30 protein-coding genes are annotated in these 24,248 nt (G+C 64.0%); 16 read left to right on the plus strand and 14 right to left on the minus strand.

The genetic code is table 11. From position 1 onward, the window contains the following. Positions 1 to 170: 170 nt before the first annotated feature. Positions 171 to 800 (plus strand): YceH family protein, encoded by a 630-nt coding sequence (locus AC07SZ_RS17170; RefSeq protein ID WP_172371769.1) that lies wholly within the window; start codon positions 171 to 173, stop codon positions 798 to 800. 57 nt (positions 801 to 857) lie between these two features. On the opposite strand, the gene AC07SZ_RS17175 is transcribed toward AC07SZ_RS17170, so the two are convergent. Together AC07SZ_RS17175 and AC07SZ_RS17180 are read right to left on the minus strand one after the other, a co-directional pair. Then, on the minus strand, positions 858 to 1,091 hold the full coding sequence (locus AC07SZ_RS17175; RefSeq protein WP_056574690.1) for a hypothetical protein: 234 nt from the start codon (positions 1,089 to 1,091) through the stop codon (positions 858 to 860). After that, positions 1,088 to 1,240 carry a hypothetical protein gene (locus tag AC07SZ_RS17180; protein ID WP_081295004.1) on the minus strand — a complete coding sequence of 51 codons (153 nt, stop codon included), beginning with the start codon at positions 1,238 to 1,240 and terminating at the stop codon, positions 1,088 to 1,090. The genes AC07SZ_RS17175 and AC07SZ_RS17180 overlap by 4 nt, the downstream gene beginning before the upstream one ends. 173 nt (positions 1,241 to 1,413) lie before the next feature. Between AC07SZ_RS17180 and AC07SZ_RS17185 the strand changes: the two genes are divergently transcribed. Beyond that, positions 1,414 to 2,385: a helix-turn-helix transcriptional regulator gene (locus AC07SZ_RS17185; protein ID WP_172371771.1), complete on the plus strand. Its 972-nt coding sequence runs from the start codon at positions 1,414 to 1,416 to the stop codon at positions 2,383 to 2,385. A gap of 141 nt (positions 2,386 to 2,526) precedes the next feature. Here the strand turns inward: AC07SZ_RS17185 and AC07SZ_RS17190 are convergent, their stop codons facing one another. Then, a complete protein-coding gene (locus tag AC07SZ_RS17190; protein ID WP_010912297.1) occupies positions 2,527 to 2,952 on the minus strand; it encodes an OsmC family protein in 426 nt (141 codons plus the stop codon). Between the two features lie 220 nt (positions 2,953 to 3,172). Between AC07SZ_RS17190 and AC07SZ_RS17195 the strand changes: the two genes are divergently transcribed. The 3 genes from AC07SZ_RS17195 (at position 3,173) to AC07SZ_RS17205 (ending at position 4,439) form a co-directional block, all read left to right on the plus strand. Continuing rightward, positions 3,173 to 3,400 carry a hypothetical protein gene (locus AC07SZ_RS17195; RefSeq protein WP_056574696.1) on the plus strand — a complete coding sequence of 76 codons (228 nt, stop codon included), beginning with the start codon at positions 3,173 to 3,175 and terminating at the stop codon, positions 3,398 to 3,400. After that, complete coding sequence (locus tag AC07SZ_RS17200; protein WP_056574699.1) at positions 3,397 to 3,753, plus strand: YciI family protein; 357 nt, start codon at positions 3,397 to 3,399, stop codon at positions 3,751 to 3,753. Before AC07SZ_RS17195 ends, AC07SZ_RS17200 begins: the two co-directional genes overlap by 4 nt. 158 nt (positions 3,754 to 3,911) lie before the next feature. Beyond that, complete coding sequence (locus AC07SZ_RS17205) at positions 3,912 to 4,439, plus strand: hypothetical protein (protein ID WP_494915205.1); 528 nt, start codon at positions 3,912 to 3,914, stop codon at positions 4,437 to 4,439. A 157-nt stretch (positions 4,440 to 4,596) separates the two neighbouring features. Here the strand turns inward: AC07SZ_RS17205 and AC07SZ_RS17210 are convergent, their stop codons facing one another. Then, positions 4,597 to 5,856, minus strand: a complete 1,260-nt coding sequence (locus tag AC07SZ_RS17210) for a ubiquinone biosynthesis hydroxylase (RefSeq protein WP_056574705.1) — start codon at positions 5,854 to 5,856, stop codon at positions 4,597 to 4,599. 98 nt (positions 5,857 to 5,954) lie between these two features. Here AC07SZ_RS17210 and tesB point away from each other — a divergent pair, with 98 nt between their 5' ends. The 8 genes from tesB (at position 5,955) to AC07SZ_RS17250 (ending at position 14,857) form a co-directional block, all read left to right on the plus strand. Continuing rightward, positions 5,955 to 6,815, plus strand: a complete 861-nt coding sequence (gene tesB / locus AC07SZ_RS17215; RefSeq protein ID WP_056574708.1) for an acyl-CoA thioesterase II — start codon at positions 5,955 to 5,957, stop codon at positions 6,813 to 6,815. Between the two features lie 322 nt (positions 6,816 to 7,137). Beyond that, positions 7,138 to 7,476 (plus strand): P-II family nitrogen regulator, encoded by a 339-nt coding sequence (locus AC07SZ_RS17220; RefSeq protein ID WP_056574711.1) that lies wholly within the window; start codon positions 7,138 to 7,140, stop codon positions 7,474 to 7,476. Between the two features lie 31 nt (positions 7,477 to 7,507). Further along, a complete protein-coding gene (locus AC07SZ_RS17225; RefSeq protein WP_056574714.1) occupies positions 7,508 to 8,863 on the plus strand; it encodes an ammonium transporter in 1,356 nt (451 codons plus the stop codon). A gap of 337 nt (positions 8,864 to 9,200) precedes the next feature. Further along, on the plus strand, positions 9,201 to 9,476 hold the full coding sequence (locus AC07SZ_RS17230; RefSeq protein WP_056574716.1) for a hypothetical protein: 276 nt from the start codon (positions 9,201 to 9,203) through the stop codon (positions 9,474 to 9,476). Between the two features lie 208 nt (positions 9,477 to 9,684). Further along, a complete protein-coding gene (locus AC07SZ_RS17235; protein ID WP_172371780.1) occupies positions 9,685 to 12,333 on the plus strand; it encodes a DNA translocase FtsK in 2,649 nt (882 codons plus the stop codon). A gap of 130 nt (positions 12,334 to 12,463) precedes the next feature. Further along, positions 12,464 to 13,144 carry an outer-membrane lipoprotein carrier protein LolA gene (locus AC07SZ_RS17240; protein ID WP_056574722.1) on the plus strand — a complete coding sequence of 227 codons (681 nt, stop codon included), beginning with the start codon at positions 12,464 to 12,466 and terminating at the stop codon, positions 13,142 to 13,144. A 264-nt stretch (positions 13,145 to 13,408) separates the two neighbouring features. After that, positions 13,409 to 14,215: an exodeoxyribonuclease III gene (locus AC07SZ_RS17245; RefSeq protein ID WP_056574724.1), complete on the plus strand. Its 807-nt coding sequence runs from the start codon at positions 13,409 to 13,411 to the stop codon at positions 14,213 to 14,215. 24 nt (positions 14,216 to 14,239) lie between these two features. Next, entirely contained in the window at positions 14,240 to 14,857 is a 618-nt protein-coding gene (locus AC07SZ_RS17250) for a GNAT family N-acetyltransferase (RefSeq protein WP_494915209.1), read from the plus strand. Between the two features lie 2 nt (positions 14,858 to 14,859). Here the strand turns inward: AC07SZ_RS17250 and AC07SZ_RS17255 are convergent, their stop codons facing one another. Then, complete coding sequence (locus AC07SZ_RS17255) at positions 14,860 to 15,315, minus strand: cyclic nucleotide-binding domain-containing protein (protein WP_056574730.1); 456 nt, start codon at positions 15,313 to 15,315, stop codon at positions 14,860 to 14,862. Positions 15,316 to 15,536: 221 nt separating this feature from the next. Continuing rightward, positions 15,537 to 16,220 (minus strand): response regulator transcription factor, encoded by a 684-nt coding sequence (locus tag AC07SZ_RS17260; RefSeq protein ID WP_056574733.1) that lies wholly within the window; start codon positions 16,218 to 16,220, stop codon positions 15,537 to 15,539. Between the two features lie 144 nt (positions 16,221 to 16,364). Between AC07SZ_RS17260 and AC07SZ_RS17265 the strand changes: the two genes are divergently transcribed. Continuing rightward, complete coding sequence (locus tag AC07SZ_RS17265; RefSeq protein WP_171883343.1) at positions 16,365 to 16,901, plus strand: L,D-transpeptidase family protein; 537 nt, start codon at positions 16,365 to 16,367, stop codon at positions 16,899 to 16,901. Positions 16,902 to 16,994: 93 nt separating this feature from the next. Here AC07SZ_RS17265 and AC07SZ_RS17270 read toward each other — a convergent pair whose 3' ends face one another. Continuing rightward, positions 16,995 to 17,240, minus strand: coding sequence for a hypothetical protein (locus tag AC07SZ_RS17270; RefSeq protein ID WP_494915212.1), 246 nt, complete (start codon positions 17,238 to 17,240; stop codon positions 16,995 to 16,997). A 164-nt stretch (positions 17,241 to 17,404) separates the two neighbouring features. On the opposite strand from AC07SZ_RS17270, the gene gcvA reads away from it, so the two are divergent. Beyond that, positions 17,405 to 18,337, plus strand: a complete 933-nt coding sequence (gene gcvA / locus AC07SZ_RS17275; protein ID WP_056574743.1) for a transcriptional regulator GcvA — start codon at positions 17,405 to 17,407, stop codon at positions 18,335 to 18,337. Positions 18,338 to 18,358: 21 nt separating this feature from the next. Here gcvA and AC07SZ_RS17280 read toward each other — a convergent pair whose 3' ends face one another. From AC07SZ_RS17280 to tsaD, 7 genes are all read right to left on the minus strand, one after another. Beyond that, positions 18,359 to 19,102, minus strand: coding sequence for a glycosyltransferase family 25 protein (locus tag AC07SZ_RS17280; RefSeq protein WP_056574746.1), 744 nt, complete (start codon positions 19,100 to 19,102; stop codon positions 18,359 to 18,361). Between the two features lie 13 nt (positions 19,103 to 19,115). Then, positions 19,116 to 19,532, minus strand: a complete 417-nt coding sequence (locus AC07SZ_RS17285; protein ID WP_172371782.1) for a DUF1761 domain-containing protein — start codon at positions 19,530 to 19,532, stop codon at positions 19,116 to 19,118. 52 nt (positions 19,533 to 19,584) lie between these two features. Continuing rightward, positions 19,585 to 20,241 carry a class I SAM-dependent methyltransferase gene (locus AC07SZ_RS17290; RefSeq protein ID WP_056576411.1) on the minus strand — a complete coding sequence of 219 codons (657 nt, stop codon included), beginning with the start codon at positions 20,239 to 20,241 and terminating at the stop codon, positions 19,585 to 19,587. Beyond that, positions 20,238 to 20,663: an EVE domain-containing protein gene (locus AC07SZ_RS17295; RefSeq protein WP_056574751.1), complete on the minus strand. Its 426-nt coding sequence runs from the start codon at positions 20,661 to 20,663 to the stop codon at positions 20,238 to 20,240. Before AC07SZ_RS17295 ends, AC07SZ_RS17290 begins: the two co-directional genes overlap by 4 nt. Before the next feature lie 38 nt (positions 20,664 to 20,701). Continuing rightward, on the minus strand, positions 20,702 to 20,998 hold the full coding sequence (locus tag AC07SZ_RS17300) for a YciI-like protein (protein WP_056574754.1): 297 nt from the start codon (positions 20,996 to 20,998) through the stop codon (positions 20,702 to 20,704). A 67-nt stretch (positions 20,999 to 21,065) separates the two neighbouring features. Next, a complete protein-coding gene (locus AC07SZ_RS17305; protein ID WP_056574756.1) occupies positions 21,066 to 22,082 on the minus strand; it encodes an NAD(P)H-dependent glycerol-3-phosphate dehydrogenase in 1,017 nt (338 codons plus the stop codon). Beyond that, positions 22,079 to 23,164: a tRNA (adenosine(37)-N6)-threonylcarbamoyltransferase complex transferase subunit TsaD gene (tsaD, locus tag AC07SZ_RS17310; RefSeq protein ID WP_171883344.1), complete on the minus strand. Its 1,086-nt coding sequence runs from the start codon at positions 23,162 to 23,164 to the stop codon at positions 22,079 to 22,081. Before tsaD ends, AC07SZ_RS17305 begins: the two co-directional genes overlap by 4 nt. Positions 23,165 to 23,321: 157 nt before the next feature. Here tsaD and hemC point away from each other — a divergent pair, with 157 nt between their 5' ends. Then, on the plus strand, positions 23,322 to 24,248 hold the full coding sequence (gene hemC / locus AC07SZ_RS17315; protein ID WP_056574761.1) for a hydroxymethylbilane synthase: 927 nt from the start codon (positions 23,322 to 23,324) through the stop codon (positions 24,246 to 24,248).

Here is a 24,248-nt window from a genome sequence, read left to right on the forward strand (position 1 = left end):
GGGCGCGGGAGATGGGGTCCGGTCTCATCGCCCGCAATCGCGCACTATTTCGAAGCACGCTATGGTCACCACGAAATGAACCTTGCCGCCACGGTCAGGGATGAGGCCCGCCAAGCGCGCAAATATGCCGTTGCAACCGAATTTTACCGCCGGGAGGCTGAACAACTTTCATGAGCGAAGACCTTCCCATCCTCAATCCCGTCGAAGCGCGCGTGCTCGGTTGCCTGATCGAGAAGAAGGAACTCACGCCTGATGTCTACCCGCTGACGCTCAACAGTGCACTTGCCGCCGCCAACCAGAAGACGGCGCGCGAGCCGGTGATGGCGCTGGAGCAGACAGAGGTGCACCGGGCACTGAAGCTGCTCGAGCAGAAGGGGCTGGTGCGGCAGATGTTCGGCTCGCGCGTCGAGCGCTACGAACATCAGATGGCGCAACGCTTCTCGCTGACCACGCCGCAGAGCGCGTTGCTTGGCCTGCTCTTGCTGCGCGGACCGCAGACGGCGCATGAGCTCCTGACGCGAGCCGAGCGCATGGCGCGGTTTGCGTCGATCGAAGACCTGCGCGGCGAACTCGACATGCTAATCGGCCGCCGGCCGCCGCTGGTCCAGGAAATACCGCGGGGGCCGGGACAGCGCGAGGACCGTTACGTGCATCTTCTCGCCGGCCCGGTGGACGTCGCGGTGCTATCGGCGCAGCGCGGTGTGCCGGCCCTGCCTCACTCCGACCTGGAAGCGAGGCTGGAGGCTCTGGAGCAGGAAGTCGCCGCACTTCGCGCCCGGCTTGACGCGCTGGGCGGTTGAAGCCGCGAGGCTGCGTGCCGGCATCGAGCCGCTGACCGGCGGAGCCGGCCAGGCGCCTCACTTCCTGCCATAAACGCCGCTCATTTCCCCGTCAGGGGCGATCAGCCGCAGCTGCCCGCCCTCCAGTCGCCAGCGCAGCGAAACCGGCTTCAAATCGCCCGGCTTGAATTTCCACAGGCCTGTCAAATCGGGCAGGCAGCCATTGACGGATTTGTAGCTTCCAGCCGTTGGCGTGAAGACCAGGGTCGAACCCCGTACCACGGTCTTGCCGGTCTTCAGGGTAAGCCTCATGGCTGACGCTCCCCAGGGCGCGGCGGCCGCTTCAGGTCGCGGTGGTCGGCAACGGTTCCACCGAGAGCGATGGACAGCAGATAGACGCGTGGATTGAAGCCCGCCGACGCGAGACCCGACAGGGTCTTGAACAGTTGCAAATGATACATCGAACCCCCTTATGGTTGTTTCGGCTTGCGGCTCCGGGTCGGAAGCGCGCCGCAAACTAGGTCCGGGGAATGAGGCCAGCTTGGACGCAGCGGCCCTAAAAACGGCCCAAACGGCCCTGTATTGACGTTTTCGGGGTCACAGCGCATATGCGCGCTCTGGCATGGGGGGGCCGATGACGGCGACGATGGGGCCAACCGCCTCGTTTCGACTGATTACCGACATGGTTCCCGAGCGGGACCGTATCGAGGTCATGCGCGAGGTCTATGGCCGCACGGTGCTCAAGGTCGACCTCGATCCGCTCGGTCCCACCCAGGTCGACATGAAGGTGCGCGCGCTGCCGGGTCTTGGCATCGCCACCGGCACCTCCTCGGAATTCCGCGTCCATCACTCGACATCGCTGATCGAAAGCGACGATCTCATCCTACTGGCGGCTCTCGACGGCGCGAGCGTCATGAAGCATCGCGGTCGCGAAGAGGCGGTCGGCAACGGCCAAGCGCTGATGATGAGCGGAGAAGAGGTCGGCCTCAACGTCATCCAGCCCGGCGGCTTTCGCTTCGTCAATATGAGCTTTTCGCTTAGAGAGCTTTCACCGCTGATCGGCGATCCGGCCCGGGCCCTGATGCAGCCCCTGGCGACCGGCAGCGGGCCGATGCGGTTGCTGCTCGACTATGTCCAGTCGCTCCAGGATTCCGGCGACGCGCTGACGCCGGAGACCTGGCGTCTGGCGACGGCGCATATGTTCGATCTCGTGGCGCTGGCCATGGGGGCGACCCGGGAGGCGGCCGAAATCGCGCGCGGGCGCGGCGTGCGCGTGGCGCGGCTGCGTGCCATCAAGGCCGATATTGCGGCCCATGGCGGGCACGGCGGCCTGTCGGCCGAGGACATCGCCCGTCGTCACCGCCTTTCGGCCCGTTATATCCGGAAGCTGTTCGAGGGTGAGGGGACGTCGCTATCGGACTTCATGCTCGGCCAGCGCCTGCTGCGTGCGCATCGCATGCTTTCAGATCCGCGCCACTCAGGCCGCAGCATCACCGCGATCGCCTTCGAGGCCGGCTTCAACGACCTGTCCTATTTCAACCGGGCGTTCCGGCGCCGCTACGATGCAACGCCGTCCGATGTGCGGGCGGGGGCGTCGAAGAGTTGATTCTCAACCGCGAACGCCAGCCGGGAAGCTGGCGCCCGCAATCAAGGTCGTGTTGCTCCGACTCTTGTCCTGACGCATCCCCGAGGGAAAGCGCTACGCGCTTTCCCGGGAAAACCGTTTCATATTTGTCCAGGAATTGGTCTAGCCAAGCCTGGCGTCGAGCGACACTTTTATGGCGCCAAGAGCCTTGGAGACCGGGCATTCGGCCTTGGCCTTCTCGGCCAATTCCTTGAATTTCGCCGCATCGATGCCGGGCACCTTGCCGACCAGCGTGATCGCGCTGCCGGTGATGCCGGTGCCCGGGACCAGCGTCACCACGGCCTTGGCGTCGAGTTCGGCGGCGGGCGTGCCGTTCTCGGCCAGGAAATGCGAAAGCTGCATGGCGTAGCAACCGGCATGGGCGGCCGCGATCAGCTCTTCCGGATTGGTGCCGGATTTGCCGCTTTCATCCTCGAAGCGCGCCTTGAACGAATAGGGCGTGCCCTTCAAGGTTCCGCTCTGGCTGTCGAGCGTGCCCTTGCCTTCTTTCAGATTGCCTTTCCAGACGGCGGTGGCGGTGCGGTCCATGAAGTCCTCCTTGGCCTCGATTGCGCCGGCCCGGCGCCAGCGTTCCTGCCAACTATAGCGCGGGCGCCGGCGAAGGCCACCGCGCGATGGCCGCGGAAACCGCGACATTGGTGTCGCGCCGAAATTTTTCCTGAAAAAAGCGCGTGCGAAAATGTCGACTTCCATCCGGCCCGGCCGTCCTGGGGGCGGCCATGGGATTTGTGGCCGGATGGAGGTTCACATGGACAATCTGTTTTTCGCGCTATGGGCGCGGCCAGGCCAAAAGGCCGTGCGACAGGAAGACTTCTGGCGCGATCCGCCCGCGCCCGGCCTCGGCAGGCTGCTGGCGGCTGTTGCCATCATCGGCGCCGCGGCATGCCTTCTCGACCGCACGGCCGCGGTCGACGGCAAGGCTGACACGCCCATCGCCGCATCCTATGGTTCATCGCGGCACGGGAGCGCGCAATGAAATATGTCTGCCTGGTCTATGGTGAGGAAAAAGACCTCCATGCATTGACCGTGGAGCGTGGGGCCAAGCTCGACGCCGATTCGCTGGCCTATGACAGGTCCTTGGACCAACAGGGCAAGCTGATCATCGCGCAGGCGCTGCAGTCGGTGAAGACCTCGAAGTCGGTGCGACGGCGCAGGGGCAAGCGCCTTGTCACCGACGGCCCTTTCGCCGAAACCAAGGAGCAGTTGCTTGGCTTCGTCATGGTCGAGGCGGACACTCTCGAGGAAGCGCTGGACATCGCCGCCGACATTCCGCTGGCCGAACTCGGTACGATCGAGGTCAGGGCGATCTATGACATACCCGGGTCATAGGCGGCGCCTGGCTTTGGCGGTTGGGCCTGCAAATCGGCTTATCCAGTCGCCCAGGCTATACCAGCCGCAAATTGCTTTTTCTTCGCCGGCGGCAATTCTTGCGTGTTGAAGCAACGCGGCAGTTCTCCTATCGTCCCTCGGCTCCTGGGGATTTCGACATGCCTTTCCTGATTGCTGTCCTTGGCGTGCTCGGGGCGGCGGCGCTCTGGTGGTACCGGATGAAGGCCATGAACGACGCCGCGCGCGAGGTCGCCGATGTCGTCGGGCGCGTGCAAGGCAACATCAGGCGCAAGAAGCTGCGCAACCAGGCGGCCCTGTCGCCCCTGACGGCGATCGACGATCCGGTGGTGGCCGCCGCGACGCTGATTACATCGATCGTCTCCGAGAACGGGCCTGTCCTGCCGCGGCGAGAAGCCGTCATCCGCGCGGTGATCTCCGAGATCGCCGACAAGAAGAAGACCGACGAGGCGATCATCTACGCCAAGTGGGCGGCCTCACAGATCGACGACACCACTGTCGTCATCGACAAGCTGGCGCCGTTCCTGCGCGAGCGCCTCGACGTATCGGAACGAAACGATCTGCTGCAGATGGTGAACCGTGCGGCCCAAGGCGGCGAGAAGCGGCTCGAAATCGCCGACCAGCGCATGCTGAGGCTGCGGCAGAGGCTGGGTTTCGAGGTGAACTAGGGTGTGCTGATATTCAGGTGAGGCCGGTCTGCGAACGGCAGCTTTCTGCGCTTCCGGTGCTCACGTACTTAAGTACGCTCCGCTCCGGTTCTCGAAAGCTACCGTTCTCGACTCGGCCTGACCTGAATCTCAACACACCCCGGCGCCACCAAGACGACTAGATCGCCTCGCCCTTCAAAAGCCTCGGCGTACCGGCGGACAGCCCTGACGCCTGCCGGATAAAGAATTCCTTCAGGCGCGGCATGCGCTCGACGAGGCCGAGGCCGATGTCGCGAACGGTGCGCAGTGGGGTGATGTCGTTTGAAAACAGCCGGTTCAGCACATCCGTGGTGACGCCCATCTGCACCGTGTCGAAACGGCGCCATTGCTGGTAGCGCTCGAGCACGTCGAGCGCGCCGATGTCCTGGCCGAGCCGGTCCGCCTCGACGATCACCTCGGCAAGTGCCGCCACATCCTTGAAGCCGAGGTTGAGGCCCTGTCCGGCGATCGGATGGATGCCGTGGGCGGCGTCGCCGGCAAGGGCCACACGCGGCGCGACGAAGGCGCGTGCAATGGTGAGGCCGAGCGGCCAGGCGCGCGGCTTGTCGGCGACACGGATCTCGCCGAGCTTCAGGCCAAAGCGCTGTTCGAGCTCATGTTCGAAGACGAGATCGTCGCCTTCCACGAGCGCCTTGGCATCCTCCGTGCGTTCGACCCAGACGATCGACGAACGGTTGGTGCCGTCCTCGTCGGGTTTCAGCGGCAGCGTGGCAAAGGGTCCGGCGGGCAGGAAATGCTCTTCGGCGCGGCCATTGTGAGGCCGCTCATGCGCCACCGTGCAGACGATGCCGGACTGGCCGTATTCCCATTTCACCGTCTTGATGCCGGCCATGTCGCGCAGCTTCGAATTGACGCCGTCCGCGGCGACCAGCAGCCGCGCCGTCAGCGCGGCTCCGTCGGCCAGGTGCACCGATATGCCGGCACCGCCGGTCTCAAAACCCTGCACCGCGACGCCTTCGATGATGTCGATGCCGAGCTTCTCGGCCCTGCCGCGCAAGGCGCCGTTCAACGCCTTGTTGGCGACCATGTGCGCGAAGGGCTCGCCCGGCGCCACTTCCCCGCCGAAGGTCAGGAAGACGGGGCGCACCGGATCGGAGCTGCGCGAATCGGTGATGATCATTTCGGTGATGGCCTGCGCCTGCGGCGCGATCTCGGCCCAGACGCCGAGCTGGTCGAGCATGCGGCAGGCGGCGGCGGCAATGGCCGAGGCGCGGCCATCGCGTTGCCAGACGCCGGCCGGCGCGGCATCGACCAACGCCACGGCAAGACCCGGCCGCGCCTGCTTCAGCGAGACGGCGGCGGCCAGCCCGACATAGCCGGCGCCGGCAACGAGGACATCGAGCCCGGGTCTGGTCTTGGCGTCCGCCTTGCGTTCCATTGTCCTGGCTCCTTGCGCACCGACCGGGCTTGCGCCCTTGACGGCTCGTCCTTCCTGTCGGAAACCGCCATAGCAATTTTGCGGTAAGGTCACAAAACATGACGGCGGCCATGGACGAGCTTCTGCGCATTCTCGACCTCGAGAGGCTCGAACACAATCTGTATCGTGGTCGCAGCCCCCAGGTGGAGTGGCAGCGCGTGTTCGGCGGCCAGACCATCGCCCAGGCGCTGGTGGCGGCGCAGCGCACGGTCGAGCCGGACCGCTTCGTGCATTCGCTGCACGGCTATTTCATGCGGCCGGGCGATATCAAGGTGCCGATCGTCTACGAGGTCGACCGCATCCGCGACGGCGGCTCCTTCACCACCCGACGCGTGCTGGCAATTCAGCACGGACAGGCGATCTTTTCGCTGGAAGCCTCGTTCCAGGTCGATGAAAAGGGGCTCGAGCATCAATTCGCGCTGCCCGACGACGTGCCGCCTCCGGAGGGCCTGCAGACCCAGCGGCAGCTGCTCGAGAAGGCCGAACGTGTACCTGAAGCGGTGCGCCGTTTCTGGGCGCGTGAGCGGCCGCTGGAGCTCAGGCCGGTCAATCTCCAGCACTATGAGAGCCGCGACAAGCTGCCGCCCCGGCAGAATGTCTGGATCCGTCTTGCCGGGCCGGTTCCCGACGACCGCGCGCTGCAATCGGTGCTGCTCGCCTATCTCTCGGACATGACACTGCTCGACACCTCGACCTTCGCGCATGGGCGCGGCCTGTTCGATCCCGATATCCAGGCGGCGAGTCTCGACCATTCCATGTGGTTCCACCGGCCGCATTCGCTTGACGGCTGGCTGCTCTATGCGCAGGACAGCCCTTCGAGTTCGGGATCGCGCGGCTTCAGCCGTGGCACCCTCTATGCCCGTGACGGCACGCTGATCGCCTCGATGGCCCAGGAAGGCCTGATCCGGCTCAAGCGTTGAGCATTGCGAGTCTTGTTTGAGCAGGATGACCGGACAAACGAAAACCGTTTGTCCGAGAAAACCGGCTCCTCCTTTTCGGCGCCATGCCCAAAGCCGGCAAAATAGGCAAAATGGAAAAATTGCACAAATTTTGAGCATGCAGCACGCCGCAGGGATCTGCGCCTGCTGACTTCGGTCACTCCATTCCCTTTGTTTACAACAGGTTAACACGCTGCTTCGGCACTTGGCACGGAGCTTGAATCCTTGAGGGCACTCTCCGGCTCCTTGGGATCGGTGAAGTCGTGCAAACGCGGGGGACCGCAACAGCAAAGGGTGAAACCTTATGAAAATCGTGATGGCAATCATCAAGCCGTTCAAGCTGGACGAGGTGCGCGAAGCGCTTACCGCCGTCGGCATCCAGGGCCTGACCGTCACCGAAGTCAAAGGCTACGGGCGTCAGAAGGGGCATACGGAAATCTATCGCGGGGCGGAATACGCGGTCAGTTTCCTGCCGAAGATCAAGATCGAGGTCGCGGTCAGTGGCGACACGGTCGACAAGGCCGTCGAAGCCATCACCGCCGCGGCCAAGACCGGCCAGATCGGCGACGGCAAGATCTTCGTTTTCGGCATCGACCAGGCGGTGCGTATCCGCACCGGCGAAACAGACACCGACGCGCTCTAAGCGGCGAACACGTATTCCAATGGAGAGTTCAATGAATATTTCTTCCACCTTGAAGACGACGGGACGGGCGGCCCTTCTGGGCTCGCTTGCTCTCGCAGCATTGGGCAGCGTCGCCGCCTTCGCGCAGGAAGCAGCTCCGGCCGCTGCCGCCGCCGCACCGGCCGCCGCCCCGACACCGGTGCTCGATACCGGCAATACCGCCTGGATGCTGACCTCGACGGCGTTGGTGCTGATGATGACCATCCCCGGCCTGGCGCTGTTCTACGGCGGCATGGTGCGCAAGAAGAACGTGCTCGCCACCATCATGCAGAGCTTCGCCATCACCTGCCTGGTGACGATCCTGTGGTTCATGTTCGGCTATTCGCTGGCCTTCTCCGACGGCGGCGGCATGAATGCCTATCTCGGCGGCTTCTCGAAATTCTTCCATCACGGCATCACCACCTCGACGCTGTGGGCGCCCGGGGTCGCGAACATTCCTGAATTCGTCTTCTCGATGTTCCAGATGACCTTCGCCATCATCACGCCTGCCCTCATCGCCGGTGCCTTCGCCGAGCGCATGAAATTCTCGGCGCTGCTGATCTTCATGGCGCTGTGGCTGCTGGTCGTCTATGCGCCGATCGCGCATTGGGTCTGGGGCGGCGGCTTCCTTGGCGCGGCCGGCGTGCTCGACTTCGCCGGCGGCACGGTCGTCCACATCAATGCCGGTGTCGCCGGTCTCGTCTGCGCCCTGGTTCTGGGCAAGCGCGAAGGCTATGGCACCACCAACATGGCGCCGCATAACCTGGTCTATTCGGTGATCGGCGCTTCGCTGCTGTGGGTCGGCTGGTTCGGCTTCAACGCCGGTTCGGAACTGGCGGCCGACGGCCTTGCCGGTGCCGCCATGCTCAACACCCAGGTCGCCACCGCCGCGGCGGCCCTTGCCTGGATGTTCGCCGAATGGATCGTCGCCAAGAAGCCTTCGGTGCTCGGCATCATCTCGGGTGCCGTCGCCGGCCTGGTCGCGGTGACGCCGGCTTCCGGCTTCGTCAACCCGACCGGCGCCTTCATCGTCGGCATCGTCGCTGGCGTGGTCTGCTACATCTCGGCGGTCAAGGTGAAGCACATGTTCGGCTATGACGACTCGCTCGATGCCTTCGGCGTCCATGGCGTCGGCGGCGTGGTTGGTGCGTTGCTGACCGGCCTGCTCGCCGACCCGGCGATCAACAGCCTGTCGTCGGGCGCCTCCGTCGGCAAGCAGCTCTACGGCATCGTCTTCACCATCCTGTGGACGGCGATCGCCACCTTCGTGATCCTCTACATCGTCAAGGCGCTGGTCGGCCTGCGTCCGACGACCCAGGAAGAGGTCGAAGGCCTCGACATCTCCCAGCATGGCGAAGTGGTGCCGTAAGGCCAGCCTCGCCAAGGGGCCGGCGGATCCTCCTCCCGCCGGCCCCATATTTTCACGCAACTTTCCAACTGAAGACCGCGGTTCGGTTTTCACCGGAGTTGCTCCAGAGATCCCGTCGTGACGTTCTCGAAAGAGGCTCACGCATTGAGGCCCGAAGCAATTCGGGCCTCTTTTTTTGGAAAATCGTACGCTTCGAAAAGATGAATGAGGAATCGTTTTTCGGAAGGATCACGTTCGCGTGATCGGCCAAAGGGAAGAAACATAGGGCCTTCCGGCTCCGTACTGGGGTAGCGAGCGCCGTTCCGACGCTCGCTACCAACAGGGAAGGAACCAACTGATGAACATTAAGAACATGTTCCTGGGAGCGCTGGCTCTGTCGATGCTCAGCGGTGTTGCACTTGCTGGCGCGCTCGACGAGCCCGACAACATGGCGCCGTTCTTCACCGATTCCGGCATGAAGACGATGAAGTCGGAAGCGGACTTCAAGGCGGCCTGGGCCGCGACGGCCAAGGACAAGCAGGATGCGATGATGAAGGAGTGCCAGGACGCGGCGATGAGCAAGCCTCATGCCGAATTCTGCGCCAACCTGATGATGTACGCCGGTCACAAATGATCGCGCGGGATCGGGTCCGGAGGGCCCTGATCGCATCGGCGTTTGAAGACAAGAATGGCGGGCTTCGCGGCCCGCCACTCTCGTCCGCGGGACGGCATCGGTAAAAAGCCATGGTTAATGCGGCCTTAACCTTCCCACAGCTAGTCTGACTTCCGAATCTGCCGGAGTGCGTCATGCGCTCTGGCCAGGCAATCTGACGGGGAAGAGCATGCGTTCAGGGGCTTCAGCACCGCTCGCGCTGGCCGATACGGGGCACGGCATCCAGGCTTTCGCGCGGCGCCAGGTCGGCCGTCTGGTCGGTGCCGGCATGTTCCTGGCTGTGGCCTTCGGGGTTGCCAGCCTCGCCACCTGGAACGTTGCCGATCCAAGCTTCTCGCACGCCACCAACAACACCGTCACCAACGCCATGGGCTATGCCGGCGCTGTGTTCTCCGATCTTGCCATGCAGTTCTTCGGCCTTGCCGCGGTTGCCGCGCTGGTTCCGGCCGTGATCTGGGGTTACCTCCTGTTTTCGGCGCGTGGTGTCGACAGGCTGCCCAAGCGCGGGCTGTTCTGGTTCGGCTTCGCGCTGCTCGCCGCCGCCATCGCCGGTTGCATCGTTCCGCCCAAGACCTGGCCGCTGCCCACCGGCCTCGGCGGCGTGTTCGGCGACATGGTGCTCAAGATTCCCGGCGTCCTCATCGGCGGCTATCCGACCGGACTGATCGCCAGCGTGCTCGCCGTTCTGCTGGCGGCACCCGCGCTCTGGCTGTTCGCCTATGGCTCGGCGCTGATCGGGCGCAAGAACGGCTTCGCCGTGATGGAGGAACCGGCCGCGGACCCGCGCGAGGACGATCTTCTGTTCGACAATGACGAGGATGAGGGCGACGAGGGCATATTGGCGCTCGGTGCCATTACCCATTGGTGGCTGTCGTTGCGCGCGTGGATGCATCGGCGCGCGGTGCGCCGCAGGCAGGAGCGGGACGAATACGAGCCGGAGCTGGAGCCGCGCGCCAGCGCCTGGCGCCGCGCCGCCGAACGGGTCGAGTCGGCCGAGTTCGCCGAGCAGCGCATGAGCCAGGATGGGCGCGCCCGCGTCGAGCCGGAATTCTTCGCCGCCATGGTCAATGACCGCAGCGTTTCCGTCGATCCGGATGATGACGATATCTTCGACCGCGACGACGACATGGACGACGAGGGGCCTATCGTCCAGCGTCGCGCTGGCTCCACCGCCAAGGTGCAGCAGTTCCGCTCCGACGCCGCCACCCGCGTCGAGGCGCCGGCACCACGCCCGGCTCCCGGCGCGCGCGTCCAGCGTGAGGCGCAGACCTCGCTGATCGGCTCGGACAAGTTCGAGATGCCGTCGCTGCATTTCCTGTCCGAACCGAAGAACGTGGCGAAGGACCCGAGCCTGTCGAAGGACGCGCTGGAGCAGAACGCGCGCCTGCTCGAAGGCGTGCTGGAAGATTTCGGAGTCAAGGGCGAGATTATCGCCGTACGCCCCGGTCCCGTGGTCACCCTCTATGAGCTGGAACCGGCGCCCGGCATCAAATCGTCTCGCGTCATCGGCCTTTCCGACGACATTGCCCGCTCGATGAGCGCGATCGCCTGCCGCGTCGCCGTGGTGCCCGGCCGCAACGCAATCGGCATCGAACTGCCGAATGCCAAACGCGAGACCGTGTACCTGCGCGAGATCATGGCCAGCCGCGACTTCGAGACAACCAAGGCCAAGCTGGCGCTGGCGCTGGGCAAGACCATCAATGGCGAGGCCGTCATCGTCGACATCGCCAAGATGCCGCACGTGCTGGTCGCCGGCACCACCGGCTCGGGCAAGTCGGTCGCCATCAACACCATGATCCTGTCGCTGCTCTACCGGCTCACGCCGCAGGAATGCCGGCTGATCATGATCGACCCGAAGATGCTCGAACTCTCCGTCTATGACGGCATCCCGCATCTTTTGACGCCCGTCGTCACCGATCCGAAAAAGGCCGTGGTGGCGCTGAAATGGACCGTGCGGGAGATGGAGGACCGTTACCGCAAGATGTCCAAGGTCGGCGTGCGCAACATCGACGGTTTCAACGCCCGCGTTCAGCAGGCCGAGAAAAAAGGCGAGAAGATATCGCGCACGGTGCAGACCGGCTTCGACCGCCAGACCGGCGAGGCGATCTACGAGACCGAGAATCTCGACCTCGAGCCGATGCCCTACATCGTCGTCATCATCGACGAGATGGCCGACCTGATGATGGTCGCCGGCAAGGACATCGAAGGTGCCGTGCAGCGCCTGGCGCAGATGGCGCGTGCCGCCGGCATCCATGTCATCATGGCGACGCAACGTCCCTCGGTCGACGTCATCACCGGCACGATCAAGGCCAACTTCCCGACCCGCATCTCCTTCCAGGTCACGTCGAAGATCGACAGCCGCACCATCCTGGGCGAGCAGGGCGCCGAGCAGCTGCTCGGCATGGGAGACATGCTCTACATGGCCGGCGGCGGCCGCATCCAGCGCGTGCACGGTCCTTTCGTCTCCGACGACGAGGTGGAGAAGATCGTCGGGCACCTGAAGCTGCAGGGCGTGCCCGAATATCTCGACGCCATCACCGAGGATGACGACGAGGACGACGACGAGCCATCCGGCAAGGGCGGTTCCGGCGGCGGCAGCGGCAATTTCGAGGATTCCGACGACCCTTACGACCAGGCGGTCGCCGTGGTGCTGCGCGACGGCAAGGCATCGACCAGCTACATCCAGCGCCGTCTCGGCATCGGCTACAACCGCGCCGCCTCGATTATCGAGAAGATGGAAAAGGAAGGCATTGTCGGCCCGGCCAACCATGCGGGAAAACGCGAAATCCTGGTGCCAACCGAAGACGACAAGTTCTGATGAGAAGCCGGCCGCAACCTTGAACCTTGCGGCGCGTTGAAACGAGCAGCACCGTCCGTCCGCCAAACTTCAGCCCAACTGGGGGCTCAGGACAACGACAGATACAGGAATCACCACGAGAGTGACCGCCATGAAAAACGATCTTTCAGCACTCGGAAATTTCGCCCCGACCCGCCGCCAGCTGCTTGGCCTCGGCCTTGTCGCTGCGGGTGCAGCCGCCCTCAATGTGATACCTGGCTTCGAATTGCTGGCCTCGGCGCAGGCCGCCGTGCCCGCAGCCGCGCAGAAGATCGCCGACCATTTTTCCTCGGTCAAATCGATGAGCGGCGAATTCGTCCAGTTCGGCCCCAAGGGCGAGCAGACCGGCGGCAAGTTCTTCCTGGAACGGCCGGGCAAGATCCGCTTCAACTATGACGGAGCGTCGAATTTCCGGGTGATTTCCGACGGCAAGTCGGTGGTCATCCTCAACAAGAAGCTGAACACGTCGGATCTCTATCCGCTATCCAAGACGCCGCTGAAGCTGCTGCTCGACGACCGCATCGACCTCTCCGGCGATCGCGTCAAGAGCGTCAAGGAAGAGGACGACCTCACCACCATCAAGCTCGCCGACAAGTCGGTATTCGGCAATGCGATGATCACCATGATGTTCGATCCGAAAACCTATGATCTGCGCCAGTGGACCATCACCGACGCGCAAGGCAAGGACACCACGGTGATGATCTTCAACACCAAGGAAGGCGTCAGCTTCGCCGCCGACACCTTTGCCATCGACTATACGGCCAACCGCGAGCTGAACACCAAGACGCGCTGATCGCCAACTCTATTCTGCGCCGTTGCGTTTTTGGGCGGACGTTACGGAATGGATCCCAGGGTCTCCGCGACGGCGCTGCGCGCCTGCTTCGCCCCAAGATGACGAAGTTGGGAAGGCTTTGGCCGATCTCGAAGGGTATGCAACATGGCCCGGCTTGTCTTTGTGGCGCCCGGCTGGCAGTTTCGGGGCTGACTCCCTCAAAAGGCGTCTTCTCCGTCAGGATTCATCGGTCCTGGCTGGAAGTACGCTGTCCCGGATTGCCAAATGCCCTTTTCCATCGCCACCTGGAACATCAACTCCGTGCGCCTGCGCATGCCGATCGTCGAACGCCTGCTCGATGAGTACGCCCCCGATGTGCTGTGCCTGCAAGAGACCAAGGTTCCGGACGAACTGTTCCCGGAAAAGGCATTCCGCAAGCTCGGCTACGGGCACATCGCCTTCCATGGACAGAAGGGCTATCACGGCGTCGCCACCGTGGCGCGGCGGCCGATCGAGGTGGTCGAAAAGCGCCGTTTCTGCGAGATCGAGGATAGCCGGCATTTGTCGGTGACTGTGCGCGCCGGCGGCAAGACGATCCTGCTGCACAATTTCTACGTCCCGGCGGGCGGCGACGAACCGGATCCCGAAATCAACAAGAAATTCAAGCACAAGCTCGATTTCGTCGCGGAGATGAACGCCATCCGCGCCGAGCACAACGAGGTGTCCGCTTCGGTGCTGGTCGGCGACCTCAACATCGCGCCGCTCGAGCACGACGTCTGGTCGCACAAGCAATTGCTCAATGTGGTCAGCCATACGCCGGTCGAGACCGAAAACTTCGAGGCGATGCGGCTGGCCGGCAACTGGGTCGACCTGATGCGGCTCAACGTGCCATCGGACCAGAAGCTCTACACCTGGTGGAGTTATCGCGCTCAGGACTGGGAAGCGTCGAACCGGGGCCGGCGGCTCGACCATGTCTGGTCGTCGCCCAACCTGGTGCCGGATTTCGCCGGTTACGAAATCCTGAGGGCGGCACGCGGCTGGGACCGCCCCTCGGACCATGTGCCTGTCATTGCACGGTTCGACCTGGATTAGACCGGAGGCCAAAGGGGTCGTTGAATGGAGATAGTGGCAGCACGAGAGCCGGATGTGACATCGGCGGCCGACTGCCTGGCGGCTGCCTTTGCCGATGATCCGCAGATGGCTTTTTTCTTCTTGGGCGATCCTGCGCAGCGTCAGGCGCTGGTGACGGAGTTCTTCTCGATCCTGATGGCGGCGCGCCTGGCGCTTGGAATGCCTGTGCTGCTGTTAAAGAGCGAGGGTCGCATCCTTGGTGCGGTGATGGGCTATGATACGCGGCGGCCTGAATGGCTTCCAGCTCACCAACAGAGATGGGCTCTGCTTCAGCAAAGGCAGGAATCGATGGCTTCGCGCTTCGAGAGGGCTGACGCCATCAGTGAAGAATACAAGCCGCGGAAACCGCATTTCTACCTTGGCGTCCTTGGCGTTCACCCCTCAATGCAGGGAAAGGGGGCTGGCGGCGCGCTCATCAAGGCTTATTGCAATCTTGCCGAAAGAGATCCTGTCTCGGCAGGGACGTTTCTCGAAACCGCACGACGCAGGAATTTGGCTTTCTATGAACGTTGCGGGTTTCAACTCCTCGGCCAAGGTGAACTTGGGCCCGGGAAGCCATTCTGGTGCCTGTTCCGGCCAAAAGCCGTTCGAGACGGCAATTAGACCTACCCGTCAAACCGCGGCCCCAGCTCCTCGATGCGGGCGATCAAGGCTTGGAAATCGTCGAGGATGCGCTGGTGCAGTTTCACCGCCACCTCGGGATACTCCTCCAGGATGCGGCGGAACATCTTGCGGCTGAGGCGGATCACTTCCGAGTCGATTTCGGCCGACGCGCTGGTCAGCCGGTTGGTGTCGGCGATCAATGCCAGTTCGCTGAGCATCGTGCCGGGGCCGGCCTCGCCGATCGGGATGCGTTGGCCATTCTGCTCGCGATAGAGCACGATGCGCCCGCTGACCACGATATAGGCCGAATCGGCCTCGTCATCCTCGCGGTAGAGCTTGTGGTCGGCCCGCACCACGGTGGTCTCGGCGCCGAAGGCGAGCAGGCGCAGTTGTTCCTGCGTGAAACCCTCGAAGAGCCTCACGGCGGACAGGATGCGGATGTCGTCATCCAACGCCATCTCTAGCTGCGTCCCCGAACGGTCAGTCCAATCCCTCCTTCAGAGCGCCGCGCATCTCCTTGGACGCGCAAAGGACGCTCTGCCATTTTCAATTTTGCGCATCGTGCTTTCCAAAAATCGAAGCGATTTTTGGGCCGATGCGCGGTCGATCCCGAATACCCTCCAACAGGATCGTACCCGACAGCGGTCCCGCCCAGACCGCGCATTGGATAATGAAATGTTTAAGGAACCAGCTTGTAGCCGCCGCTTTCTGTCACAAGAATTTCCGCATTGGAAGGATCGCGCTCGATCTTCTGGCGCAGACGATAGACATGGGTTTCCAGCGTGTGCGTGGTGACACCGGAATTGTAGCCCCAGACCTCCTCGAGCAGCACGTCGCGCGTCACCACTTTCTGGTCGGCGCGATAGAGATATTTGATGATCGAGGCTTCCTTCTCCGTCAGCCGCACCTTGCCGCCGCGCGGGTCGATGAGCAGCTTCTGGCTGGGTTTGAAGGTGTAGGGGCCGACCGAGAACGTGGCGTCCTCGCTCTGCTCATGCTGGCGCAACTGGGCGCGGATGCGCGCAAGCAGCACCGCGAAGCGGAAAGGCTTCGTCACATAGTCGTTGGCGCCGGCCTCGAGACCCAGAATCGTGTCCGAATCGGTGTCGTGGCCGGTCAGCATGATGATGGGCGCCTTGTAGCCGCCCTTGCGCAGGATCTTGACGGCCTCGCGGCCATCCATGTCGGGCAGGCCGACATCCATGATAAGCAGGTCGATGAGGCCGCCGCGTGCCGCCGTGACGCCTTTTGCCGCAGTCGCTTCCTGCTGCACGTCGAATTCCTCGTAGAGGGCGAGTTGCTCGACCAACGTGCCGCGCAGGTCGTCATCGTCGTCGACGATCAGGATGGTGCGTGAAGTCATGGATCAATCCGTTGTTTTGAAAATGAAATTCAGTTGACCGCTGCGTATTTATGCGGAAGCTGGCCGACACAATAGCCGATCACAGTGATTTGTTCAGTGGCACGATCATACAAGAAAAAACACGATCGCAATGCAGCCGGCGCAATTTTGGTAAAACGGCTGCGCGTGCTGACCGTGCGGGCGAGGCCCGGCCACCCCAGCCAGGGCCTTTTGCAGGCCGGCAATGCGGTGTTTGCCTGCGCGTTGGGGCATGGCGGCATCTCGGCCGACAAGCGCGAGGGCGACGGCGCCACGCCGCTGGGCTCGATGCGGATCCTGTCGGGTTATTTTCGGGGAGATCAGTTCGCCGGCGGTCGCCGGACGCGTCTGGCGATGACGCCGATCGGGCCCGATCTCGGCTGGTGCGAGGTTCCTGACGACCGCAACTACAACCGTCCGGTCAAGATTCCCTACCGCGCCAGCCACGAACGCATGCGGCGCGACGACGATCTCTATGATGCCTGCCTGGTGCTCGACTGGAACATCGCGCCACGCCGCAGGGGGCGCGGCAGCGCCATCTTCTTCCACCTGGCGCGTCCCGGTTTCACACCGACGCAAGGCTGCGTCGCGGTGAGCGCACGCACGATGGCGCGGTTGCTGCCGCTGCTGTCGGCCCGGACGGTGGTCAGGGTGGTGAGGTAGGAAAGGGCAGTAGGGCAGTAGGGCAGTAGGGCAGTAGGGCGTGTCTTCCGGTGCCGCCTTGCATTTCCCCTGCTGCCGTACTGCCTTACTCCCCTATCGCCTCCTCCGGGGCTGCTGCCAGCCGATGTCGAGCAGACCCAGCCGGCCGATCTCGCGGTCCATGGCGCGGGCGATGTCCTTGCGCCCGGCGCCGATGTCGCGCAGCTGGTGATCGGACAGGTCCTCGACGTTCTGGTGAGGAAGGTTGATCGCGACCCTGGCCTGACGCAGCCAGTCGCGGATCGCCGACAGCCGTGCCGGCCGGGCGGTACAGGCGGGGTGAAGAGCGATGTGAGACATGGTGTGATCCGTTCTTCCTGACTTCAAATCCGGTTTGATGGTGTTTCAGTGCGTGCATCATGCCGGATTGAAATCTTGGAAGGAAACGAGTAGTTTTTTCTCAATCATCAAGTTTTATTTGAGGATTGAGGTGCCATGGAACACTTTTCCCGGGTTACGCGCTGATGGCAACCCTGCTGCCGGGAACGCGGGCGTTGAGGACGCTGGAGGCGGCGGCGCGTCACCTCAATTTCACTCGCGCCGCCGACGAACTTGGGCTGACGCCGGCGGCGGTCAGCCACCAGATCAAGGAAATCGAGGATCAGCTCGGCATCGTGCTTTTCACGCGCACCAGCCGCACCATCCGTCTGACGGAGGCGGGCACGGTGCTGTTCGAGGCCGCGACCGACACGCTCGACCTGCTTGGGCGGGCCGTCATGCGGGCGCGCAAGATGGCACGCGGGACGGAGTTTCTGAAGGTAACGCTGGATGCCCAGTTCGCGGCGAAATGGCTGATGCGGCGCGTCGAGGATTTCCGCAAGCAAAGGCCGGGGATCGAGCTCAGGTTCGACATCGCCTACGGGCTGCGTGATTTCGACCTGGATGATGTCGATGTCGGCATCCGCTTCGGCGCCGGGAAATATCCGGGGCTTTGCGCGCACCGCCTGTTCGACAACATCATCATCCCGGTGTGCAGCCCAGGCCTGCTGGCGTCCGGGCCACCGTTGCGCGAACCGCGCGACCTCTTCCTCCACACGCTCGCCCATATCGAATGGGCGCGGCAGGGGGTGACATGGCCGAACTGGCGCATGTGGATGGCGGCGGCCGGTGTCGACGATTTCGACGACAGCCGCACCGTTGTCTTCGGCACCTCCACGGATGCGGTCCAGGCGGCGCTCGACGGCAACGCCGTCGCACTCGCCGATTTCGCCATGGTGGCGAACGACCTTTCCGAAGGCCGGCTGGTGCAGCCCTTCGCGCTCAGCATCAAGGTCGCGCCCGAATACGCCTATTTCCTGGTCTATCCCCAGGGGATGGTTGACGACCCCCGCATCGTCGCTTTCCGTGAATGGATACTGGAGGAAGTGGCCAGGACGCGAACGACGGACAAGGCATAGATCATCACGGCCAGATTGAGCTCACGACCTGGCGTTGTGGCCGAAGATCATGCGGGTGTATTTCTTCCACTTCCATTTCAGGCTTTTGTACAGAAGCGAATGCGGCTTGCCGGAAACGGACGTGTGGAATGCGCCATTTTCGCTTCCCTGTTCAGCGATCGGCCGTTCGAACCACAACATTTCGACCCCCAGCTCTTCGTCCATCTGTTCGATCTGGTGGTCGATCGCCGTGAAGATCTTGTTGCGGTCGACCCAGGCGCAGCGCGCTTCCGCCACAGGCCGGGTGATGAGATAGGAATCGGCACAGCGCGCATGCAGTGCCGGGTAGAGCCTTTGACCCTTCCGCAGTTTCCAGCTCGGTGTGTAGTAGTTGCTGCCATTGCCGAGATAGATGACGGCCTTGCGCTTGGGGCTGCCGAGCTCGGCCAGTCCCTGCCGGAACTTGGCGACGAAGTCGCGGGCGAGGAACACGTCGTCCTCGAACACCAGGCAATAAGGCTGGTCGGTCTCGAGGAAATCGCGCCAGATGCCGACATGCTTCAGCGCCAGCGAGACGGCCGGAGGGTGGGTAAAGGCCGGCGCGATCAACTCGTCGCGGATCTCCGGCGTGATGTCGGCCTGATCCCAGTCGGTATAGAAATAGACCGGCACGCCGCGCCGCTCGAATTCGCGGACAATGTGGCGGCGCCGGTCGTCATAGCCCTGTTTGACGTGGCAGACCCGGGTGAACACCAGGTCGCGCGGGAAACCGGACTCATCTGCCATCGTCAACCCACTCTCAGCTTGCCGCGGCACCGAACCAGCCGATCACCGCACCGATGATCAACAGCACACCCAGCCAGTGACCGCCATCGATGAGGGTCAGGTCCCAGCCGAAATTCTCGTAGCGATGATTTACCGACAGCGTTGTCGCGATGAAACCCAGCCACAGCACGAAGCCGAAGACAAGCCCGGCAAGCAGTGTCGGCTCGCCGCCGGTCATCGCGCCGACGACCAGGGCCATGATATAGGCCATGACCAGTTCGGCGATGAAGCTGATGACGAAAGGCAACGGCGATTTCTTCATCGTCGCCGGATCGAGCCTGGCCGCCTTCAGCCACGCTTTGCTCAGGGCCATGTACCAGGCGGCTCCGAACAGCCAGGCCAAGACGGCGGCGGCGATCACCGCCAGCCAGTTCACTGCCGAAAAATCCATGAGCTTGCCCCTCCGATGCGGATTTTATGGAAACGCCTGTTCGGCGGTGGCGTCAAGCAAAGCGCCAGACGGTGGTGCGCTTGACCAGCGAATCCTCCAGTGCCCGCGTGACGGCGACCTCATAGACCGCAAGCGGTTCCAGCCCTGATCCTGGCAGATACGACCGGCCGGGATCTCCCACGAGGATCTCGGCGCCACGCGCCTTGAGCGTTGCGAACCACGGCATCAGGCGGTCGGCGAAGGATCTGTCGTAGAAAACGTCACCGGCGAGGATCACATCCCAGCCCGCATCGGTGCCGATGCAGTCCATGCCTAGGAAATCGACGCCGACGCCATTGGCCTCACCATTGAGACGTATGGCGGTGGCGCAGAACGGATCGATGTCGGCGGCGGTCACTTGGGCAGCACCCGCCCTGGCGGCGGCGATCCCGACAAGGCCGGAACCCGAGGCGAAGTCGAGCACGCGCTTGGCCCGCACCGTCTCGGGATTGTCCAGGATATAGCGGGCGAGGCCCTGGCCGCCGGCCCAGGCGAAGGCCCAGAAGGGTGGCGGCAGGCCGATCTCGACCAGTTCGTCCTCGGTGCGCTGCCAAAGATCGTGCGCTTCATCGGCAAGATGAAGCAGAATCTCAGGTACATGCGGCGGCGCCATCAGCGCGGTGTTGTCGAGGATGAACTGCCTGGCGCTGTGCGGGGTGAGGGCGGTCACGGAGCCGGCGTCAAGCCGCCCATGCGGCAGACTTCCTTCCATTCGGCCGGGGTGACCGGCTGCACGGAAAGCCGTCCAAGCCGCACCAGCGCCATCTCGGCAAGCTTCGGGTTGGCCTTGATCTCCGCCAGCGTCGGCGGGTTGGGGACATCCTTGAAAGCGCGGACATCGACGCACTCCCAACGCGGATCGTCCGACGTGGTGTCGGGATGGGCGAGCGCGCAGACCTCGGCGATGCCGACCACGTTCAGCCCCTCGTTGGAATGGTAGAAGAAGCCGAGATCGCCGATCTGCATGGCCTTCATGTTGTTGCGGGCGGCGTAATTGCGTACGCCATCCCACTGCGTGCCGGCTTTGCCCTTGGCCTTCAGCATCTCGAAGGAGAACTTGAACGGCTCCGATTTGAACAGCCAGTAGTTCATTTCTTCTCTCCTTGCGGCCCTGCTGCGAGCGACCGAGATTAACTAGCCGCCGGCTTGTTGAACGTCCAGTTCCACGGGCGGATTTCGACGTTTTCGAACAGTCCGGCCTTGGCATAGGGGTCGGCGGCCGACAGGGCCTGCGCTCCCGCCAGATCCGGCGCCTCGACGACCACGAGGCTGCCATTGGGCTTGCCGTCGGCATCGAGGAACGGACCGGCAAACGCCAGTTTCTTGTCGCCATTCAGCCCCTCGAGAAAGGCGACATGCTCGGGCCGCGTGTCGAGGCGCACCTGCAGGCTTCCCGGCTTGTCCTTGCAAATCAAAGCAAACAGCATGGTTTTTCTCCTGGTCTTGGGGTCGAGATTTGGCGGATTGGGATTTGGGGGATCAAAGTCGTGGGGATCAATCGTTGGTTTCGGTCTTCAGCGGCCGGGTCATCAAGGCCGTCACAGCCTGGCGGATGGTGATGGTGCCGTCCAGTATGGCAGCGACTGCGGTGATGATCGGGGCGTCGATGCCGCGTTCGGCGGCGATGCGAGCGGCGATCGCCGCGGTCGGCACGCCTTCCGCCAGCGGCAGTCCGGAAAGCGACTTGCCCTGCCCGAGCGCCAGCCCGTAGGCGAAATTGCGCGATTGCGCCGACGAGCAGGTCAGCAGCAGGTCGCCAAGGCCGGAAAGCCCCATCAGCGTCTCTGGCCGGGCGCCGAAGGCCGCGCCGATGCGGCGCAGTTCGACGAAGCCACGCGTCACCATCGCGGCCTGGGCGCTGGCGCCGAGCCCGGCGCCGGTGACGGCACCCGCGGCAATCGCAAAGACATTCTTCAGGGCGCCGCCGATCTCGACGCCGATCAGGTCGTCGCTCGAATAGCAACGCAGATTCTCCGCGGAAAAGCGGGCAGCGAGGTCGGCCGCCAGGGCCTCGTCGCCGGCGGCCACCACTACCGCTGTCGGCAGGCCTCGGGCGACATCGGTGGCGAAGCTCGGGCCAGACAAGGCGGCGACAGGGTTTCGCGGCAGGATCTCGGTGACAATCGCCGACAGCAAGGAGCCGGTGTCGCGCTCGATGCCCTTGGCGCAGAGAACGAGCGGGATGCCGTCCGGAATATGGTCCTTCGCGGCCGCCAGCGTCGCCCGCAAGGACTGCGCCGGTGTCACCGCCAACACGCAATCGGCACCGGCGAGCGCCGCCCTGATGTCCGATGTCGCTTCGATGCCGGGCGCAATCGCGATGCCGGGCAGGTAGCGCGGGTTCTGGCCCCGGCCGATCGCGGCCACGGTTTCCGGATCGCGCGCGAAGAGCCGCACCGCATGTCCGGCGCGCAGCATGGCCAGCGCCAGCGCCGTGCCCCAGGCGCCGCCGCCGAGCACGGCGACACGCCAGCCGCTTTTGCCTGGATTGTTCCTGGCTTCACCCGTCATGCCTTGGCTCCGCGCCGGCCGGAGCCGACCATCGGCGCCGAGATGCTGTCCAGCGGCCAGCGCGAACGCGGCACGAAATCGAAGCCGTTCTCCTGCGCCATGCCTTCGCGCAGGCGCTCGATGCCGGCCCAGGCGATCATCGCCGCATTGTCGGTGCAAAGTTTCAGCGGCGGCGCGACAAAGGTGAAACCGGCCTGGGCGCAAAGCCGCTCCAGCGTCGCCTTGATCGTGCGGTTGGCGGCGACGCCGCCGGCGACGACCAGCGCCGGGTTCCTGGTGCCGGGAAATGTTTCGCTGAACCGTGCCAACGCGCGCGATACACGGTCGGCAAGCGCATCGGCGACCGCCGCCTGGAATGAGGCGCAGATGTCGGCGACGTCCTGGTCGCTCAGCGGCTCGATCGCCGTGGCGGCCTGGCGCACGGCGGTCTTCAGGCCGGAGAAGGAGAAATCGGGCTGCGCCGATCCCTTCATCGGCCTGGGAAAGGCAAAGCGCATGGGGTCGCCGCTCCGTGCCGCCTTCTCGACATTCGGGCCGCCGGGATAGGGCAGGCCGAGCATCTTGGCGGTCTTGTCGAAGGCTTCGCCGAGCGCGTCATCAATGGTGGTGGCCCAGCGCTGATAGTCGCCGACACCGCGCACGGCCAGGATCTGCGTGTGACCGCCGGAGACGAGCAGCAGCAAATAGGGAAACTCGAGCCCGTCGGTCAGCCGTGCCGTCAAGGCGTGGCCTTCCAGGTGGTTGATGGCGATCAGCGGCTTGCCCGCCGCCGCGGCGATCGCCTTGGCCGTCATCAGCCCGACGATCAGGCCGCCGACCAGGCCGGGGCCGGCGGTGGCGGCGATGGCATCGATATCGGCAAGGGCCGTGCCCGAATCGGCTAGGGCCGCCTCGACGATGCCGTCCAGCGCCTCGACATGGGCGCGCGCGGCAATCTCGGGCACGACGCCGCCGAAGGCGGCATGCTCCTCGATCTGGGAAAGCACGACGTTGGACAGGATTTTCGGCGCGGCGTCGCCTTCGAGCGCCACGACACTGGCGGCTGTCTCGTCGCAACTCGTCTCAATGCCCAGAACACGGATCAATTCGTCGCTATCCCAAGAGATTGTTTATCGGGCCTTTCCCCGTTAGGAGAAAGCCCGAAAAGGCCTCGGTTATTCCAGCCGCGTTTCCGCGACGCCAGGTGGCTCCACTTGGCTGCAAAATGCTCTGGCCGGGGGTTATCACGGACCGCGCGCCATGCAAACAACCTTGAAAATCGGAACACGCGGCAGCCCGCTGGCGCTCGCCCAGGCGCATGAAACGCAGGCGCGTCTGATGGCGGCGCATAAAATGCCGGCGGATGCCTTCGAGGTTGTCGTCATTTCGACGAGCGGCGACCGCATCCAGGACCGTCCGCTGTCGGAGGCCGGCGGCAAGGGCCTGTTCACCAAGGAGATCGAGGAAGCCCTGCTCGCCGGCGCGATCGACATCGCCGTCCATTCGTCCAAGGACATGCCGACGCAATTGCCTGGCGGCCTCGAGCTCTCCGCCTTCCTGCCGCGCGAGGATGCGCGCGACGCCTTTGTCGGCAAGGCGGTGAAGACGATCGCCGAACTGCCGCGCGGCGCCAAAGTGGGCTCTTCATCGCTCAGGCGGCAGGCGCTGATCCGCCGCATGCGGCCGGATCTCGACGTGGTGATGTTCCGCGGCAATGTGCAGACGCGGCTGCGCAAGCTCGACGAAGGCGTCGCGGCTGGAACCATCCTCGCTTATGCCGGGCTGAAGCGGCTGGGGCTCGAACATGTCGCCACCGATTTGATGCCGCTCGAGATATTCCCGCCGGCGCCCGGCCAAGGCGCGATCGGCATCGAGACGCGCATCGGCGATCGCGCTGTCGAGAGGATGCTGGTGGCGATCCACGATGTGCCGACCGGACAGGCACTCGCCTGCGAGCGCGCCTTCCTGGCGGCGCTCGACGGTTCCTGCCGCACGCCGATCGCCGGCTATGCGGTGATCGATGCCGGAAAACTCACCTTCGCCGGCCTGATCATCTCGCCCGACGGCACGCAGTCGCACACGGTCGAACTGCAAGGAGCAGCTCAGGATGCCGCCCGCATCGGCGATGAGGCCGCGCGGACGGTGCGGGCCAAGGCCGGCGAAAAGTTCTTCGACGGCTGGGTCTGA

It is taken from the genome of Mesorhizobium sp. GW821-FHT07A06 (assembly GCF_059419085.1).